The sequence below is a fragment of the Anaerobacillus sp. ABD4_527 genome (assembly GCF_056160805.1).
Genome location: NZ_JBSWXZ010000001.1, coordinates 535,049 through 553,503 on the forward strand (window position 1 = coordinate 535,049; position 18,455 = coordinate 553,503).

Annotated in this window: 18 protein-coding genes and 1 riboswitch; of the genes, 15 read left to right on the forward strand and 3 right to left on the reverse strand. The window is 40.6% G+C overall.

Features of this window, described 5'->3' with window-relative positions; translation table 11 throughout:
• Nucleotides 1-4 precede the first annotated feature (4 nt).
• From argH to ACXAHI_RS02840, 6 genes are all read left to right on the forward strand, one after another.
• Nucleotides 5-1,396 (forward strand): argininosuccinate lyase, encoded by a 1,392-nt coding sequence (gene argH / locus ACXAHI_RS02815; protein ID WP_474845769.1) that lies wholly within the window; start codon nucleotides 5-7, stop codon nucleotides 1,394-1,396.
• 342 nt (nucleotides 1,397-1,738) lie between these two features.
• On the forward strand, nucleotides 1,739-1,876 hold the full coding sequence (locus tag ACXAHI_RS02820) for a hypothetical protein (protein WP_270182116.1): 138 nt from the start codon (nucleotides 1,739-1,741) through the stop codon (nucleotides 1,874-1,876).
• Nucleotides 1,877-1,968: 92 nt separating this feature from the next.
• Nucleotides 1,969-2,841, forward strand: a complete 873-nt coding sequence (locus tag ACXAHI_RS02825) for a patatin-like phospholipase family protein (protein WP_474845771.1) — start codon at nucleotides 1,969-1,971, stop codon at nucleotides 2,839-2,841.
• 81 nt (nucleotides 2,842-2,922) lie between these two features.
• Complete coding sequence (gene aldA / locus ACXAHI_RS02830) at nucleotides 2,923-4,371, forward strand: aldehyde dehydrogenase (RefSeq protein ID WP_474845773.1); 1,449 nt, start codon at nucleotides 2,923-2,925, stop codon at nucleotides 4,369-4,371.
• 111 nt (nucleotides 4,372-4,482) lie between these two features.
• On the forward strand, nucleotides 4,483-5,598 hold the full coding sequence (locus ACXAHI_RS02835; RefSeq protein WP_474845775.1) for an aminopeptidase: 1,116 nt from the start codon (nucleotides 4,483-4,485) through the stop codon (nucleotides 5,596-5,598).
• Between the two features lie 108 nt (nucleotides 5,599-5,706).
• Nucleotides 5,707-5,913, forward strand: coding sequence for a hypothetical protein (locus ACXAHI_RS02840; RefSeq protein WP_224882559.1), 207 nt, complete (start codon nucleotides 5,707-5,709; stop codon nucleotides 5,911-5,913).
• 89 nt (nucleotides 5,914-6,002) lie between these two features.
• On the opposite strand, the gene ACXAHI_RS02845 is transcribed toward ACXAHI_RS02840, so the two are convergent.
• Entirely contained in the window at nucleotides 6,003-6,692 is a 690-nt protein-coding gene (locus tag ACXAHI_RS02845; RefSeq protein WP_474845776.1) for a Crp/Fnr family transcriptional regulator, read from the reverse strand.
• 109 nt (nucleotides 6,693-6,801) lie between these two features.
• On the opposite strand from ACXAHI_RS02845, the gene ACXAHI_RS02850 reads away from it, so the two are divergent.
• From ACXAHI_RS02850 to ACXAHI_RS02860, 3 genes are all read left to right on the forward strand, one after another.
• Entirely contained in the window at nucleotides 6,802-7,044 is a 243-nt protein-coding gene (locus ACXAHI_RS02850) for a glutaredoxin family protein (protein WP_474845778.1), read from the forward strand.
• 44 nt (nucleotides 7,045-7,088) lie between these two features.
• On the forward strand, nucleotides 7,089-7,703 hold the full coding sequence (locus tag ACXAHI_RS02855; protein ID WP_474845780.1) for an SGNH/GDSL hydrolase family protein: 615 nt from the start codon (nucleotides 7,089-7,091) through the stop codon (nucleotides 7,701-7,703).
• 82 nt (nucleotides 7,704-7,785) lie between these two features.
• Nucleotides 7,786-8,100: a thioredoxin family protein gene (locus ACXAHI_RS02860; RefSeq protein ID WP_474845782.1), complete on the forward strand. Its 315-nt coding sequence runs from the start codon at nucleotides 7,786-7,788 to the stop codon at nucleotides 8,098-8,100.
• A 35-nt stretch (nucleotides 8,101-8,135) separates the two neighbouring features.
• Here the strand turns inward: ACXAHI_RS02860 and ACXAHI_RS02865 are convergent, their stop codons facing one another.
• On the reverse strand, nucleotides 8,136-8,366 hold the full coding sequence (locus ACXAHI_RS02865; protein WP_270182123.1) for a hypothetical protein: 231 nt from the start codon (nucleotides 8,364-8,366) through the stop codon (nucleotides 8,136-8,138).
• Between the two features lie 210 nt (nucleotides 8,367-8,576).
• Nucleotides 8,577-8,667: riboswitch (cyclic di-GMP riboswitch) on the forward strand.
• Between the two features lie 26 nt (nucleotides 8,668-8,693).
• Here ACXAHI_RS02865 and ACXAHI_RS02870 point away from each other — a divergent pair.
• The 5 genes from ACXAHI_RS02870 to ACXAHI_RS02890 all read left to right on the forward strand — a co-directional run bounded on the left by ACXAHI_RS02870 (nucleotide 8,694) and on the right by ACXAHI_RS02890 (nucleotide 12,673).
• On the forward strand, nucleotides 8,694-8,855 hold the full coding sequence (locus ACXAHI_RS02870) for an anti-repressor SinI family protein (protein WP_474845784.1): 162 nt from the start codon (nucleotides 8,694-8,696) through the stop codon (nucleotides 8,853-8,855).
• Between the two features lie 379 nt (nucleotides 8,856-9,234).
• A complete protein-coding gene (locus ACXAHI_RS02875; protein ID WP_474845786.1) occupies nucleotides 9,235-10,617 on the forward strand; it encodes a glycine--tRNA ligase in 1,383 nt (460 codons plus the stop codon).
• 58 nt (nucleotides 10,618-10,675) lie between these two features.
• Nucleotides 10,676-11,242, forward strand: coding sequence for an HAD-IA family hydrolase (locus ACXAHI_RS02880; protein ID WP_474845787.1), 567 nt, complete (start codon nucleotides 10,676-10,678; stop codon nucleotides 11,240-11,242).
• A gap of 32 nt (nucleotides 11,243-11,274) precedes the next feature.
• Nucleotides 11,275-12,027, forward strand: coding sequence for an MFS transporter (locus ACXAHI_RS02885; RefSeq protein WP_474845789.1), 753 nt, complete (start codon nucleotides 11,275-11,277; stop codon nucleotides 12,025-12,027).
• Nucleotides 12,028-12,079: 52 nt separating this feature from the next.
• Nucleotides 12,080-12,673, forward strand: a complete 594-nt coding sequence (locus tag ACXAHI_RS02890) for an MFS transporter (protein WP_474845791.1) — start codon at nucleotides 12,080-12,082, stop codon at nucleotides 12,671-12,673.
• Nucleotides 12,674-12,775: 102 nt separating this feature from the next.
• On the opposite strand, the gene gltC is transcribed toward ACXAHI_RS02890, so the two are convergent.
• A complete protein-coding gene (gene gltC / locus ACXAHI_RS02895; RefSeq protein WP_270182128.1) occupies nucleotides 12,776-13,681 on the reverse strand; it encodes a glutamate biosynthesis transcriptional regulator GltC in 906 nt (301 codons plus the stop codon).
• 176 nt (nucleotides 13,682-13,857) lie between these two features.
• Between gltC and gltB the strand changes: the two genes are divergently transcribed.
• Nucleotides 13,858-18,450, forward strand: coding sequence for a glutamate synthase large subunit (gltB, locus tag ACXAHI_RS02900; RefSeq protein WP_474845792.1), 4,593 nt, complete (start codon nucleotides 13,858-13,860; stop codon nucleotides 18,448-18,450).
• The last annotated feature ends 5 nt before the right edge of the window (nucleotides 18,451-18,455 follow it).

The following is an 18,455-nucleotide window of genomic DNA, read 5'->3' on the forward strand; positions in this document are numbered from 1 at the left end:
TAGTGTGTCTAAGTTATGGGGAGGACGCTTTACCAAACAAACCAATAAACTCGTTGAAGAATATACAGCTTCCATTCAATTTGATAAGGAACTAGCAGAAGAAGATATCGAAGGCAGCCTGGCCCATGTTCAAATGCTTTCAGAGTGCGGTGTGATTACAGAGGACGATATGAAAGAGATCAAGCGCGGTTTATCGATCGTCCTTGAAAAAATTCAGTCTGGCGAATTTGAATATGATGTTTCTCATGAAGATATTCATATGAATATCGAAAAGGCTTTAATCGATGAGATTGGACCTCTAGGTGGGAAACTTCATACAGGTAGAAGCAGAAATGATCAAGTTGCAACCGATATGCATATGTACCTAATTAAAAAAGTAAAGCAGTTTATTAAGCATATTGAGCTTGTTCAAGAAGCCATCATCACCCAGGCTGAAGAGCATGTGGAAACCGTATTGCCGGGGTATACGCACCTGCAGCGTGCACAGCCGGTTTCATTTGCTCATCACATTCTCGCGTACTTTTGGATGTTCGAACGGGATAAAGAACGATTTCAGGATAGCTTGAAGCGTACGAACATGCTGCCGCTCGGAGCTGGAGCTCTTGCTGGAACGACTTTTCCAATCGATCGACAGCGTTCCGCTGAGCTTCTAGGTTTCGATTCGGTTTATCCAAACAGTATGGATGCTGTCAGTGACCGCGACTTTATTCTAGAATTCTTATCGAATGCATCCATGCTTATGATGCACATGTCTCGCTTATCAGAAGAATTGGTGATCTGGAGCAGCCAGGAATTTCAGTTCATCGAACTCGATGACTCTTTCTGTACTGGGTCCAGCATCATGCCGCAAAAGAAAAATCCGGATGTTCCGGAATTGCTAAGAGCAAAGACAGGTCGCGTCTACGGAAATCTTTTCAGCCTTCTTACCGTCTTAAAAGGACTGCCGCTTGCTTATAACAAAGACATGCAAGAAGACAAAGAAGGAATGTTTGATACAGCGAAAACGCTAGATGGCGCACTTCAGCTTCTCGCACCGATGATCGCGACCATGACAGTGAAGAAAGAAAACATGAAACAAGCGGTTAATGAAGATTATTCGAATGCAACCGATATTGCAGATTACCTTGTTAACAAAGGGATGACATTTAGAGAGTCACATGAAATGATTGGAAAAATCGTTCTCCATTGTATTCAGCAAAACAAGTACCTGCTGGATCTTAGTCTTGATGAGTACAAAGAGTTTACAGACTTATTTAGTGAAGATGTTTTTGAAGTCTTAAAACCATATAACGTGATGAGTGCAAGAAAAAGCTATGGTGGTACATCTCCAGAGCAAATCGTTCAACAGCTGGATTTAGCAAAAAAACACCTAAGTGTTGAAGAACCCATCACATAAAGAAAGGGCCCTACCCTTATGGATAAGACCCTCTTGAAGAAGGAAGGTTAGCTTTTGCTAATAAAGCGATGGGGTAAAACGGTAATTGTCTTTTGGAGACACCTCTTTCTAATGAAAGTAGTTAGAGCCTTGTTTTCCCAACAGAGTTGTTCAACGCGACCATCTCCCTAGATAAGTTAGCCGTAATTCCTTTTGCACTTTTAACTTCCCTCTTCAAAATATATGATGCACACATTGTTGGTTTTATATACAATCCATTTCAACTTTTTTAGTTTTATTTCAGAATAGAGTAAGGTACGCGAGAGATACTATTCATGAAAGTTGGAAAGGAGGAGATTTCTTTTGGGAAGAGGGAAAGCATTCGACCATAAGAAGAAAGGCATGCAGCGAAAACGTCCTCAGCACGCAGATGAAACAGCATTTCCTAATGAAGCCTCTACCGGTCACAAAACGGTTAAAAATGAAGAGCGTGAAGAATAATCCCTGCCCTTGCAGGGGTTTTTTCGTGTTGAGCTAAACGGAGTAATCCCTTACACTTATTATAAGAAAAAAATGTAAAAGGGGGATTATCTTTGGAATCGATCGGTTTAGTATTAGAAGGCGGCGGTATGAGGGGTGTCTATACTGCTGGCGTACTCGAGTACTTCATGGAGAACGAGCTTTATTTTCCTTATGTGATCGGTGTTTCTGCCGGAGCTTGTAACGCAGCATCCTATCTCTCGAGGCAGCCAGGGAGAAATAGAAAGGTCACCATCGACTATGTGAATCACCCTGAATATCTGTCTTATAAAAATTTAATAAGAAAGAAACAGCTTTTTGGAATGGATTTGATTTTTAATGACATACCAACTGAACATGTACCGTTTGATTTCGACACCTTCGCATCCACTACTGAGAAATTTATAGTTGGTACGACCGATACATACACTGGTGAACCCGTTTATTTTCAAAATGAAAAAGCACCTGATCAGCTCCTATCGATTTTAAGAGCTTCTAGTTCATTACCTTTTATGGCTCCTCCAGTGAGAGTGCAGGATAAACTATTGTTGGACGGTGGAATTGCAGATCCAATCCCGATCTTTAAATCTGAACGTGACGGTAATCATTTGAATGTCGTCGTACTAACACGGAATGCCGGGTATCGAAAGAAACGGTCCAAGTTCTCGTGGGTCATCAAACGATTGTATAAAAGAAATCCGCAGCTCGCCTCAGCCATCAATTCTAGGTATGAACGATACAATCGAACACTCGAGCATATTGAGTCAAATCCAGAACACTATTATGTCATCCAACCATCTACACCGTTAGAAGTCGATCGTATCGAACGTTCAAAAGAAAGGTTATCCCTTTTATATGATCAAGGATATGAAGATGCGAAACGGCATCATGGAGCACTTCAAAAATGGATTGCTAGACCATTACACGCTAGAACTACTTTTATCTAAGCATACTCAAGACGTCCTTAAGGTTTTGAAATGTTTATTCCTGGGAATGTATCCTCCATCAAGACGTAGGAGGTATTGCAATTGAAACGGTATCAGCTATATATAAACGGAGAATTTACAAATAGTAACAGTGAAGAAACGATCGATGTCATCAACCCAGCGACGGAAGAAACACTTTCACAAATTCAGCTTGGGGATGAAAAGGATATCGAACGCGCCATTTCGGCTGCAAAAGCATCTCAAAAAGAGTGGGAAGCGAAAACCTCGGTTGAACGAGCCGAGTACTTATATAAAATTGCAGATAAAATAGAAGAAGCTAAAGATTCGTTTATCACGATGCTCACTGAAGAAAACGGAAAGACGGTAGACGCTTCGAAAGCTGAAGTAGAGCTTACGATCGATTATTTTAGATACATGGCAGGATGGGCGAGAAGATATGAAGGAGAAGTACTTCCTAGCGACCGCCCGAATGAGAACATCATGGTCTTCAAAAAGCCAATTGGCGTTGTTGGAGGAATCGTACCATGGAATTTTCCGATGTTCATCTTCGCTAGAAAAGTAGCTCCAGCTTTTGTAACCGGGTGCCCGATCATTATTAAACCTAGTCAGTATACTCCAAACACTGCATGTGAACTCACTTCAATCATTCATGAAGTCGGCTTACCAAAAGGAGTCTTTAACCTCGTGACTGGTAAAGGATCTGATATTGGAAATCCGCTCGCATCTTCACCAGATGTAGCGATGATCAGTTTAACCGGGAGTTATCCAGCAGGATCAAAAGTGATGGAGGCAGCAGCTAAAAATATCACGAAAGTCAACCTGGAACTCGGAGGAAAAGCTCCTGCAATCGTTACGAAGCATGCGAATATCGATTTAGCAGTTGAGAAAATCACAACTTCTAGAATTACGAACAACGGCCAGGCTTGTACGAATGCTGAACGGGTATATGTCCACGAAGACGTTGCAGATGAATTTATTGAAAAGATCACTCAGTCCTTTAAAGATACAAAGGTAGGAAACTCCTTAGATGAAGAAGGGTGCGATATCGGTCCACTGGTTAACAAAGAACAGCTTGAATCAGTTGAGAAAATGGTGAACAATGCTGTTGAAGCAGGTGCTGTAGTGAAAACGGGTGGAAAGAGAATAGAACGAGAAAAAGGCTATTATTTTGAACCAACCGTGTTAACGGACGTTTCTCAAGATATGCAGATCATTCAAGAGGAAATTTTCGGTCCTGTCCTACCAATCGTAATCTACAGCGATTTCGATCATGTTCTTGAAGCGGCTAACGATACACGCTATGGCCTTTCATCTTCTATCTTCAGTGATAACATCCATGAAGTGATGAAAGCTTCTAATGAGCTTAAGTATGGTGAAACCTACGTGAATCGTGAAAACTTTGAAGCCGTTCAAGGGTTCCACGCTGGCATGGGGCAATCTGGAATCGGTGGTGCAGATGGAAAACATGGTCTAAACGAGTACCTTAAGACGCATGTGATTTACATGGAATACGATCCTAATACGAAATAACAGAAGACCGGAGACTTTCTCCGGTTTTTTGATATTTACGAATCATTTGAAGGATGGATAACAGAGCGCTTATAATAAAGGTGTAAAGTCATTAATGAAAAGAGGGAGAATATGATCGATTCTCGTATTAAGAAATTAGCAGAAAATCTTGTTCACTATTCTACAAGAATTGAAAAAGGTGAGCATGTTTTAATCGAAGCATTTAACATCGATAATTCACTTGTTCGGAGTTTAGTAAAAGAGGTACATAAAGCAGGCGGCTTTCCACACGTGAACCTTCGAGACAATCAGGTTATTCGTGAACTATTATTAGAAGCGACAGAGGAGCAAATCGAAGCTTGGACAACTCATGATCTTCGCCAGATGGAAGGCATGGATGCTTATATCGGTATTCGCGGCGCAGACAACATCAATGAGTTTGCTGATGTACCTGAAGCAAAAATGGCATTGTTTAATCAGGTATATAAAACAAAAGTTCATAGTAATCAACGTGTTAAACAGACGAAGTGGGTCGTAATGAGATACCCTAACCCATCTATGGCTCAGCTATCTAGTATGAGCACAGAAGCATTTGAAGATTATTATTTTAACGTTTGTACGATGGATTACGCGAAGATGAATGAAGCGATGGATGCACTTGTGGACCGAATGAATCGTGCAGATTCTGTAAGAATCGTTTCACCTGATACGAATTTAAGCTTCTCCATCAAAGATATACCAGCAATTAAGTGTGCAGGGCAACTGAATATCCCTGATGGAGAAGTATTTACAGCCCCTGTCGTGAATAGTGTCAATGGCGTGATCACGTATAACACACCTTCTCCATACAATGGGTTCGTTTTCGAAGATGTTCAGCTAACGTTTGAAAATGGAAAGATTATCGATGCGACAGCGAACGATACAGAACGATTGAACAGCATACTCGATACGGATGAAGGTGCTAGGTATATCGGTGAATTCGCGATAGGAGTTAACCCGTATATTCGCGAGCCGATGAAAGATATCTTGTTCGATGAAAAGATCGACGGGTCCTTCCACTTTACTCCAGGGCAATCTTATGACGAAGCACCAAACGGAAATGATTCAGCAGTTCACTGGGACATGGTGCTGATCCAAAGACCTGAATATGGTGGAGGAGAAATTTGGTTTGATGATGAATTGATACGTAAAGATGGAAAGTTTGTACCAGACTATCTCCAAGGTTTAAATCCTGAAAATTTAAAGTAAGACAAGGATGCGCATCTACGGATGCGCTTTTTTACGTACAAATGACCAATCACATTCCTGGTAGTTTGAATATAAATAAACAAATCTACTTAAGAGGAAGTGCCTTTAATGGAAATACATTGTGATGGATGTACAAAGGAGATGAGAGACTGGGAGACCATTCATATGGTGAAATTCGATAAGTGGTATGTTGGTCATTTTAACTGCTTATTGAATTTGAAAAAGAAACTTAATTTAAACAGACCGATTAAATGGGATAAATTAGAAGGAACAAAAGATAATCAAAAAGGAACGGATGGAAAAACGCAATCATAATGATTCTGTTTAGATTCTATAGCTTATCATTATGACTAAAAAAGCTGTCGAGGATTCCTCGGCAGCTTAAGTTTGTAGATTTCTGATCTTTACTCTCCATTTTCACTTAAATAATTGTTGGCTTTTTCAGCATGTATGGCGAAAGTTAAGGGGTTCTTCTTTATGTATCCAGCTTTTTTTAAGTCTCCTATAGTGGCACTGACAGTTTCTCTAGTAGAACCGATCATCGTAGCCATGTCATAATGTGTAAGCTTGATTTCGATCGTTTGCCATTCGTTCTTTCGCTTTCCAAATTTCTCACTAAGTTTTAACAGTAAAGATAACACCCGATATTTTACACTTCTGAGTGCAATGTTTTCACTCATTTCATAAATTTCTTTCAAGCGTGAAGACAGTATTTCAATGAATTTTATGGCGAGCTTGGGGTTTTCTGAGAGCAAAGTTTCAAATTGTTCTTTTCCGATAATACATAAATAAACGTCTGTCATCGCTTCAACATAAACAGAATCATCACTTAGTGAGAAACTAGAGGTTTCTCCAAAAATGTTGCCATCTCCAAGAATATCAACCGTTAATTGTTTTCCGCTATCATTCGAGCGATACAACCGTACATTTCCTTTTTTTAATAAAAATAACGCTTTCATTGGCTTTGTAGGTCCTACGATGATAGTTCCTTTTTTAACGGGCTTCATATCGCTAACACGATCGATCTGTACCAAATCATTCATTTCCATTTCATCAAATAAGTTTATCTGGGAAAGCATCGTCAATTTATCCATAGAATCACCTTCAGTTCTTAAATCAAGTCATTTTCACGAGTAAGATAGCTTACATTATTATGATTCGTATACCGTTATACTTTTATTGTTAGGAGGGTATTAGTCTAACATGGCACATATTCGATTATACACGATAACAAGTTGCATTGAATGTGAGAAAACAAAACGACTCCTTAAGCAGTCAGGTATTTCCTTTGATGAAGTGAATGTTCTTGAACAGCCAGAAAGGCAAGAAGATCTTTATCAATTAGCCGGAGAATTCCTTGTACCGCTGCTCGTCTATAACAATAAAGTGTGCTCTGAGTTCACTTTGATACAGAATCACTCGAATGTAGAGATGAACTTTTTATAGGTGCGATGAATATAGTAAATCATCTTTTGGAAAGAGGTGATGGTTTGTCGCATTTTTTTTATTCAGCAATAGGAGATTCTATTACATTAGGTACAGGCACAATCCTTTTTTCACCGACTTTTCCAGATTACTATCGTTCGGCTATCTTTGATAAGTTAGGAGAAAATGTTCTCCTAACAAAGTGTGCAAGAAATGGAGCAACTACTGGGGACGTTAGAGACTGGCTAGAGAAATCGTTACCAATCGAACATGCCAATATTATTACGATTACGGCCGGTGGAAATGATTTGATCGATGCAGCTGAAGAGTTTGCAATAAATAAGGAAGAAGTTGTTTTCCAGAAAGCGCTCGAAGAATGCTGTATCAACATGAATTGGATTGTAAACCACCTATCGATGACAGTAAAGAAGCCTGCTATGATTCGAATCGTTAATCTGTATAATCCTTATCCACATCTTTCATTCGCAAAAGATTGGGTTATTCGATTTAACCAAAATCTAGTAACGTGTACAAAGAATAATGATGTAAAAGTGGCAGATGTTTATCGTTTGTTTGAGGGCAATGAAGAACGGCTTTTGTCCTTCGATGGCATTCACCCGAATGAATGTGGCCACATGGTTATTTCTGAAGCACTCGTTAGCACTGGTATCTCTTTATAGAAAACTGTAATCACAATTACAGACAAATGATCTTATTGTAAGTTATACTAGCCTATAGTAACGAGTAAAGGAGAAGATTTACATGCAACAAATCGAATCAAAACAATCTTATGATAATCTAATCAACGATTCTAAAGTGACAATATTAAAATACGAAGCGAATTGGTGCCCGGACTGTAAACGCCTTGACTTATTTATCGACGATATCATGAAAGAACATAGCGATAAACAATGGGCACAAATTGATATTGAGCAATTCCCTGAAATAACAGAGGAAAATGAAGTGATGGGTATTCCAAGTCTCCTCGTTTATAAAGATGGAAAGAAAGTTGGGCATCTTCATAGTGCCAACACAAAGAACCCAGATCAAGTAAAAGATTACTTATCTGACTTTTAATAAACAGCCTGTCGAGTCAATCTCGACGGGCTGTTTTAATTTTTTGTCAAGATATACTCGACCGTTCCGTCTTGTAATGAATGTACATGTGATATGACATAACCGATGCTGAGGTATGTCGATAATGCCTCACTGCAAAGATGACTTACAGGCTCTGTAGGTGCATGGAGACTAGGATAAAATCCTACAACTTTGTTTAGGGGAGTACACCTTAGTAAAACGACGTGAGTGCCTTGCCATGCCGTTCCAATCTGATTTCGTTCCATTCGATTCCCTCCCTGATCAAGCTCTAGCGAGACCATACATGATTAGTTTATGATACAGAAGATAAAGTGTTAGAATCGATAGAAAATATATTGAAATATTGCTAAAATATAGTATAATTGTATAAACTATTTAACTTTCTCATTTTTTAGTCCCGTTTTACTATTGATTTAGCACTGCCGTTACATTGTGGTGTGTGTCTGTTCTAACTCTCCAGAAAAAGGCAAACCATTCTAAAGAATGGGACGCAAAGACACAGGTCTAATGTTGAGAACACTCAACGATGACGGCTGGTCCTCCTGGAAATATCAAAGGAGGAGAGGGTGGCCATGATTAAAACCAGGCCAGAACAAGCACTTGATCAAGAGTGGGTAATGCTGATGAAAGTTGCACGAGAAATGGGATTGAAAAAAGATGAAATCCGAGCATTTCTCGACCGCAAAAATGATCCAACACCTGTGCGTATACAAAAACGGAGGGCTATCGATTGATAGCTCTTTTTTAGAGAAAAAAATTAAATGCGTGTAAACAGTTTGGCAGGTGGGTAGTCTATGAATACACAGTAGATTGCGCTTGACTTTCAGTAAAACTTTTTTGTATCATATGTGATATCAATTACATATATAAGCTAACAACTGTGAAGGACAGATAGTAGCTAGGTAACCCTTTTTATAGAGATTCGGGGATGGTGGAAGCCCGAAAAAGGTCTAGTGAAACGGCGGTCTGGAGTTGATACCGTAAAGTGGATGTGTTCTTTCACATCAACTGGGGTGGAACCGCGGGTGCATACGCTCTCGTCCCCGGACAAATTTTTGTCCGAGGGCGGGAGCTTTTTATGTTGTTAGACAATGATAAAAAGGAGAGATTTAGATGAGTATTTCGATGGAACAAATCGTTGCCATTTCAAAGCACAGAGGATTTATTTTCGCTGGTTCCGATATTTACGGAGGTTTAGCGAACACTTGGGATTACGGTCCATTAGGTGTAGAACTTAAAAACAACATCAAAGCAGCGTGGTGGAAGAAGTTCGTACAGGAATCTCCTCACAATAGCGGACTGGATGCGGCAATCTTGATGAACCCTAAAACTTGGGTTGCATCTGGTCACCTAGGAAATTTCAACGACCCATTGATTGATTGTAAGAGCTGTAAAACACGTCATCGTGCAGATAAGCTGATTGAAGATGCACTTTCTGAAGAAGGCAACGAAATGATTGCTGACGGATTATCGTTTGAAGAGATGGAGCGGTTGATTCAAAATCATAACATTACGTGCCCAGAGTGTGGCAGTCAAGACTTTACAGAGATTCGTCAATTTGACCTCATGTTTAAAACACAGCAAGGGGTAACGACTTCAAGTACAAGCGACATTTATCTTCGCCCTGAAACAGCACAAGGTATTTTCGTGAACTTTAAAAACGTGCAGCGTTCGATGAGAAAGAAAGTGCCTTTCGGGATTGCACAAGTCGGAAAAAGCTTTAGAAATGAGATTACACCTGGTAACTTTACATTCCGTACGCGTGAATTTGAGCAAATGGAGTTAGAATTCTTCTGCAAACCTGGAGATGAACTAGAATGGCACCAGTATTGGAAAGATTTCTGTAAGAACTGGCTATTGAATCTTGGCGTTGATCAAGATAATATCCGCCTTCGTGAGCACGCTGAAGATGAGCTCTCTCATTATAGTAATGCGACTACAGATATCGAGTACAAATTCCCATTCGGTTGGGGTGAACTTTGGGGAGTTGCTTCAAGAACAGATTATGATTTGAAAAAGCACATGGAACATTCGAACGAAGACTTCACGTACCACGATCAGCAAACAGGCGAGCGCTATGTTCCTTATTGCATCGAACCATCATTAGGGGCAGACCGCGTTACACTAGCATTCTTAATCGAAGCGTACGAAGAGCAAGAATTAGAAGATGGCACGTCTCGTAGCGTCATGCATTTCCACCCTGCTTTAGCACCGTTTAAAGCAGCAGTATTGCCACTTTCGAAGAAATTATCGGATGAAGCTAGAGAAGTTCACGCTGAACTTGCGAAGTATTTCATGGTGGATTATGATGAAGCTGGATCGATCGGTAAACGTTACCGCAGACACGATGAAGTAGGTACACCATTTGCGATTACGTTCGATTTTGATTCCCTTGAAGATAAGCAAGTAACTGTACGAGACCGAGATACAATGGAACAACAAAGAATGCCAATCTCTGAACTAAAGAACTTTTTAGAGGAAAAAACTCAGTTTTAATGAATGAGCCGCTCGATCGAGCGGCTTTTCTTTAGGATTAACGTAAAGGAGTGAAATCGTGAAGATTTTATGGGATTTTGATGGCACGTTATTCGATACGTATCCAGCTTTTGTTAGTATTATGAAACGGTTTGTTCCTGAGCATGTTTCAAATGAGGAGATATTGAAAGAGTTAAAAGTTTCATTTCGACATGCAACTAATGTATTTGGATTAACAATGGAACAAGTTGAAGAATTTAGAGTGTTAGATAACGCCCTTTCTCCTGATAAGAAGCCTCCTTTTGAAGGTGTTTTTGAAATTCTGAACAAATCAGACCTTAATGTCATCATGACTCACAAACCAAGGGAAGAAGTCATCACCATTCTTCAGCATTTTAATATGGAACATCTTTTTGCAGATCTTGTAGCAGGTGATGATGGATATCCAAGAAAACCAGACGCAGCTTCTTATCGCTATTTACATAACAAGCATGAATTAGATCTAGCAGTGGGTGACCGTTTATTAGATATCATTCCAGCAAAAGAAGTTGGGATGAAAACATGTTTATTTCAAAATACTGCAGATGGAGCAGACTTTTACGTTGAAGATTACAAACATCTCAAGCAATTATTGTGGTCTGAGTAGACCGAATATTGTTCTCAAGGGAGTGGACCATGATGGGTAAGCAACAACGTTTTCTCCTTCTAACATTCCTCCTAGGAGTTTTCTTAGGCGCATTAGATTCAGGTGTGATTTCACCTGCTTTAACCACATTGGTTAAAGAACTCGATATCGATTTGAAATTTACTGTATGGGTCGTTACGATCTACACCCTTGTTTACGCAGTCAGTATGCCGATTATCGGAAAACTGGCAGATCTTTATGGTAGGAAGAGTATATTCCTTGTTGGCATATTCCTGTTAGCTCTCGGTTCTCTTATTGCCGGTATAAGTGGGTCACTTCCACAGCTTTTAACAGGAAGAGCGATTCAAGCAGCAGGAGCTGGAGGTATTATTCCTATTGCAAACGCTGTTATTGGGAGTAGTTTTCCTAAAGAGAAGAGAGGAATGGCGCTCGGATTGATAGGAGCCATGTTCGGAATCGCTTCTATTCTCGGACCTGCTGTAGGAGGATTTTTAGTGGCTCAAGTAAGCTGGCGATGGATTTTCTTCATGAATATCCCCATTGCTTTCATCATCTTTCTTATGGCATTAAAGCTGCCGTTAGAAGAACAAAAGGGGTACCGTTCGAGGCTTGATTGGAAGGGAGCTCTTTTTCTATCCGTCATTATTGTTTCGTTATTACTCGGATTGACGAATCTGGATACGAATAACCTTATCGAATCTTTTACAACGTTAACAGTATGGCCGTTATTACTCTTTAGTATTGTTTTAGTTTATCCATTTTTTAACGTTAGAAGCTTCGCATAGTGATCCAATCATCAACATTTCATATTTCCGTAATCGAAATATTGTCTTAGCATTGTTAATCTCAACGATTACCGGAATAGGGATCATAAGCATGATCTTTATCCCTTCTTTTTCAGAACTGCTTTTGGGGCTTTCAACCGGAAGAGGGGGGTATGTCATGGTTATCCTAGCTCTTGCTTCTGGATTTGCTGCACCGATCGGAGGTGTTCTGCTCGATAAATGGGGAGCGAAACAAGTTGTGCTCACTGGCTTTAGTTTGAGTTTGATAGGGGCACTCATTTTTAGTTTCCTAGCAAACGGATGGCTATTCCTTATCATAGGTATGATTTTCTCTGGGGTCGGCATCGGATTTACAATGGGTACTCCTCTTAACTACATTATGTTTGAGCTCACGTCAGAGAAAGAAGCAGGTGCAAGTCAATCTCTCGTTAGTTTGTTCCGTTCGATAGGAACATCGCTTGGCCCAGTTATATTAGCAGGGTTCATTGCAGTTTCAGCAAGTGATAAAACGATTGTTTCCATAGAAAAAAGTACAGTATTAGCCGGGTACGAGAGAATGTACCTAGCAAGCGTAGTGATATTTCTGCTTGGCATGCTACTAGCGGTTTTCTTGAAGCTACCATCTAAGAAGAATGAGACTTTGTAGCATAAAAATCGAACGTGCTAAGTCGTAAAAAATATTAAGGATGAGACTTCAATGTCTCATCCTTTTTCTATTTAGTGGTGCAATATGTATCCGATGTCCTATTTATTGGCCAAAGCGGTTAAGAACTTCATAAAAATGGGTAAGAAATTCAAAAAACTTCCTTTCGGATGGAGCGAGATCTCTTCCGACTGGAATGATTACCCCAACTGTTCTCGTTACATTGGGCTCGGATAGCTCAATCTTCACCGTTTCCGGTGGTAATTGTTCAGAAAGCGTGATTTCAGGCAGCAGACTCACTCCGAGTCCCGCCGCAACAAGGCCTTTAATCGTATCGATGTCTTCCCCTTCAAACGCGATACGAGGTTTAAAGCCTACTTGCTGACATGCTGAAGTAACGAGATGATGTAACGCATATCCAGAACGAAACAGTACAAAAGGATCGTTCTTGAGTTGGCCGAGCCTGACCATTGGATTATCAGCTAACGGATGATTAAACGGAAGGAGGGCGAGAAGCTTCTCTGTAAAGAATATATGACCTTCTACATCTGTACGATCTTTCGGGACAGGTGAGACGAAAGCTAGATCAATTTCGCCTTTACTGACTGCCTCAGTTAATTCTTGTAAGGAACCTTGACGAAGTTGAAACCCAACGCTTGGATGCTCATTTCTAAATGCAGAAATTACAGTGGGAAGGGTTTTTGCTGCAAGACTGTTTGGAAATCCCACACGAATGGTTCCAGTTTCGGGATTTAAATATTCATGAACAGCTTGTGTCGCTCTTTCAATTTCAGCAATAGCAGTCTCAGCATGATCTTTGAAAATGTGTCCTACTTGCGTCAACTTTACGTTTCTTCCTTCACGAAAGAACAGCTGAACACCAAGTTCTGATTCTAGGTTTGAAATCTGTCTACTTACAGCTGACTGTGCAACATGAAGTGAGGTAGCAGCTTCTGTTACATGTTCTCGTCTAGCCACTTCCATAAAGTAATATAGCTGCCGTAACTCCATATTATGCAACCCTTTCTTTAATTCATATCAATATTAGATTAATTATATCTAAATTATATATTGAAAGCATGAGTCCATGCAACGTACAATAAATGTAGAATATTTAAACAATTAAGACGTTATGGCGGTAAAGAGATAAACCATGGCGATTTGTGATAAGAGCGAGGAGTGGGATTATGGTTAGAAGTAACTTTCCGGAAAAGCAAGGATTGTACGATCCGATTCATGAACATGACGCATGTGGTATCGGACTCATTGCAGATATGAATAATGAGCCGGCGCACAGCATCATCGAAAAAGGAATTTATATGCTACGCCAGCTAGATCACCGCGGAGGGCAGGGAAGCGATCCTGACACGGGTGACGGTGCAGGTATTATGCTAGGAATTCCTCATGAATTTTTTGCTAGTGAAACGAATTTTGATTTACCGGAAAAAGGCGCTTACGGTGTAGGCATGATGTTCTTGCCAGTAGATAATCATCTTCGCCAACGAGCTATAAAGATTCTTGAGAATGAGATAAAAGATGCAGGCCAAGAGTTAATGGGTTGGAGAGAAGTTCCAATCGATGAATCAACAATTGGTGAAGCAGCACGGATTGCTCAACCAGTCATCAGACAGGTATTCATTAAAAAAGGTAATATCTCTGAAGAAGCGTTCGAACGAAAGCTTTATGTGATTCGTAAAAAAGCAGAAAAAGAAGTTTCCCGTGATCCACAACTAGCGAAAACGAAATATTATGCGGCTAGTTTTTCAAAAGATACAATCGTTTATAAAGGAATGTTAACACCAGAACAGCTTGATCAGTTTTATCTCGACTTGAAAAATCCGAATTTTACATCTTCTTTTTCAATGGTGCATTCACGTTTTAGTACGAATACGTTTCCAAGCTGGGATCGTGCGCATCCAAACCGCTATTTAATTCACAACGGTGAAATCAATACACTTCGTGGTAACGTAAATTGGATGAGAGCGCGTGAAGGCGCATTGAAATCAAATGTGTTCGGAGACGACATGAAAGAGATCGCACCGATTATTCGTCAAAATGGAAGTGACTCTTCCTCACTTGATAACTGCTTGGAGTTTTTAACTTTATCAGGAAGATCACTTCCACACGCAGCGATGATGATGATTCCTGAGCCTTGGGATAAAGATACGACGATGCAAGATCCGAAGAAGGCGTTTTATGAATACCATAGTTGTTTGATGGAACCATGGGATGGTCCTACAGCAATTGCCTTCACGAATGGTCGTCAGATTGGAGCGATGCTAGATCGAAACGGATTACGTCCTGCTCGATATGTCGTTACTGATGATAACACGTTCATTCTTTCGTCAGAAGTTGGGGTCATCGAAATAGATGAGGAAAAAATCATTGAGAAAGGCCGCCTAAGCCCAGGAAAAATGCTGATGGTGGATTTTGAACAAAAAAGACTAGTCTACGATGAGGAAATCAAAGAAGAAATCGCAACTGAATACCCGTACCGTGAATGGCTGACTAATAATTTGATGAGTCTCACGTCTGAGGAAGTTGATCTAGAGTTAAGGAACGAAAAAGAACTCGTTCAGATACAACGAGCATTTGGATTCACGTATGAAGAATTAACGAAGAACATTGCACCGATGGTTACGGAAAAGAAAGATCCGATCGGTTCGATGGGGAATGACGTTCCACTTGCAGTGTTGTCGGATCGTCCACAGCTATTATTTAACTATTTCAAGCAACTGTTTGCACAAGTAACAAATCCACCGATCGATTCTATTCGTGAGGAATCCGTCACGTCAACGATGACGTTATTAGGACCAGAAGGAAACTTACTCGATACAGATAAAGAAAGCTGCAGAAGAATTCGCCTCGAAACACCAATTCTGACAAAGGGTAAATTTGATGCAGTCCAGAACCTTCATGATGAAAGTATGCAGGCTGAAACACTTAACTTATTGTTTGATCCGTCACGTGGAGAAACGGAAATGGAGCATGCACTTTTAGCACTATTTAAAAAGGCTGATCGTGCGATACAAAATGGAAAGAGTATTCTCGTCTTATCTGATAGTGGTGTAGGTCAAGATATGACGGCAATCCCTTCGTTATTGGCAATAAGTGGGCTACACCATCACTTGATCAAGAAAGAAACTAGAACAAAAGTGAGTATTATTATCGAAACAGGCGAAGCAAGGGATGTTCACCAATTCGCTATGTTGATCGGTTATGGTGCTGATGCGATTTATCCTTATCTAGCATACGAATCCATCGCTCATATGCTGAGTGACGGCACAATTCAAGGATTCTCATTCAGAGATGCGATCGATAACTATATTGATGCTGCAACGTCAGGAATCGTTAAAGTGATGTCTAAAATGGGTATATCCACGATTCAAAGCTATAGAGGTGCTCAAATCTTCGAAGCGATCGGAATTAGTAATGAAGTCATCGACCGCTACTTTGCTGGCACAGCATCTCAAATCGATGGGATTCCAATCGATGTAATTGCTAAGGAAACTTTACTAAGACATCATTTCGCATATCACGACTCTGAATATGAGGATGTAACGCTTGAAACAGGAAGTGACATGCAGTGGAGAAGGGGAGGAGAGCATCATTCTTTCAATCCAAAAACGATTCACACCCTTCAACATGCAGCAAGAAGCAATAATTATGAGCTCTACAAAACGTTCTCGTCGATGGCACATGAAGAAAACTTAACATATTTAAGGCAGGCTTTTGATTTTCAATCGAACGGCTCTGTTCCGATCGAGGAAGTTGAAAGTGTTGAATCAATTACTAGACGTTTCAAAACGGGCGCGATGAGCTATGGTGCACTCAGCGAAGAAGCACATGAAGCGCTTGCGATTGCGATGAACCGTATCGGAGGGAAAAGTAATAGTGGTGAGGGTGGTGAACATCCATCCCGTTTCAAAGCAGATGAAAATGGTGACCTTCGTAGAAGTGCGATCAAACAGGTTGCTTCTGGTCGATTCGGTGTTTCTAGTCACTATTTAACAAATGCGGATGAAATTCAAATTAAGATGGCACAAGGTGCTAAACCTGGTGAAGGTGGTCAACTACCTGGTAAGAAGGTATATCCATGGATTGCTGAAGTACGTGGATCGACTCCAGGTGTAGGATTGATCTCCCCACCTCCTCACCATGACATCTATTCGATTGAAGACTTAGCACAGTTAATTCATGATTTGAAGAATGCAAACCCTTCAGCTCGCATCAGTGTAAAACTTGTTGCGAAAGCGGGCGTTGGTACGATTGCAGCTGGAGTTGCTAAAGGATTGGCAGATTGCATTCTTATAAGTGGCTATGAAGGTGGGTCCGGTGCTTCTCCTCGAACAAGTATTAGGCACGCAGGATTACCATGGGAATTAGGATTAGCTGAAACACACCAAACCCTAGTGCTGAATGACCTACGTGATCGCATTGTTTTAGAAGCAGACGGTAAGATGATGACTGGACGAGACGTCGTCATGGCGGCGCTACTTGGCGCGGAAGAGTTCGGGTTTTCTACTGCACCTCTCGTTGTTCTTGGTTGTATTTTAATGAGAGCGTGTCACCTCGACACCTGTCCTGTAGGAGTCGCTACACAAAACCCAGAATTACGTAAGAAATTCATGGGCAGCCCTGATCATGTTGTTAACTATTTAACATTCATAGCTGAAGAAGTTCGTGAGATTATGGCTGAACTTGGATTCAGATCGATAGAAGAAATGATTGGAAAGACGAATGTACTCGAAGTGAGTCGTCGAACAAAGGAACATTGGAAAGCAGGGTTTTTAAACTTAGAACCATTGCTATATCGCCCTCACATGTCTGATGAAGTTGGTACGTTCCATCAACGAAACCAAGATCATAACCTTGATGCAGCACTCGACCGTACTTCTATTATTCCAGCTTGTTTAGGAGCGATCGAAGAGAAGAAGTCTTTCGAAGGAACGTTCAGTATCCACAATACGAATCGCGTAGCGGGTGCAATGCTTGGTCATGAAATCACAAAACGCTATGGTGAAGAGGGGTTACCTGAAGAAACGATTAAGTTGAATTTCAATGGATCAGCTGGTCAAAGCTTTGGAGCTTTTGTTCCAAATGGCGTAACGATGAGACTCGAAGGAGACGCGAACGACTACGTTGGTAAAGGACTATCAGGTGGTAAACTGATCATCCATCCTTCAAAGCTCTCTACATTTGAACGAGATCAAAATACAATTATCGGAAACGTTGCCTTTTATGGTGCAACATCTGGTGAAGCATATATCAGTGGTCTTGCCGGCGAACGATTCTGCGTACGAAATAGTGGCGTGAAAGCTGTTGTTGAGGGCATTGGCGACAACGGTTGTGAATACATGACGGGCGGCCGTGTCGTAGTACTTGGATCAACTGGTAAGAACTTTGCAGCTGGAATGTCAGGTGGAGTCGCGTATGTACTGAGTGACAACAAAAACGCTTTTCTCGAAAATGTTAATCCTGAATTAGTGCATATGGAATCCTTAACGAATTATGAAGAGATTCTTGAAGTGAAAAAGCTAGTACAGGAACATGCCTATAATACTGATAGTCCAAAAGCAATTCGGATCTTACAGAACTGGAATGAATTCGTAGGTCAATTTGTTAAAGTAATTCCGAAAGAATTTAAGAAGATTACAGCTTCACTAGAAGAGTTAAAAGAACAAGGATACAAAGATGATGATGCAGCACTGGAAGTGTTCCAGCAGGCTAAGAACGGTAATGTCAAGCCGACAAAAGTAAGCGATCTGGAACCGGTATAAGGAGG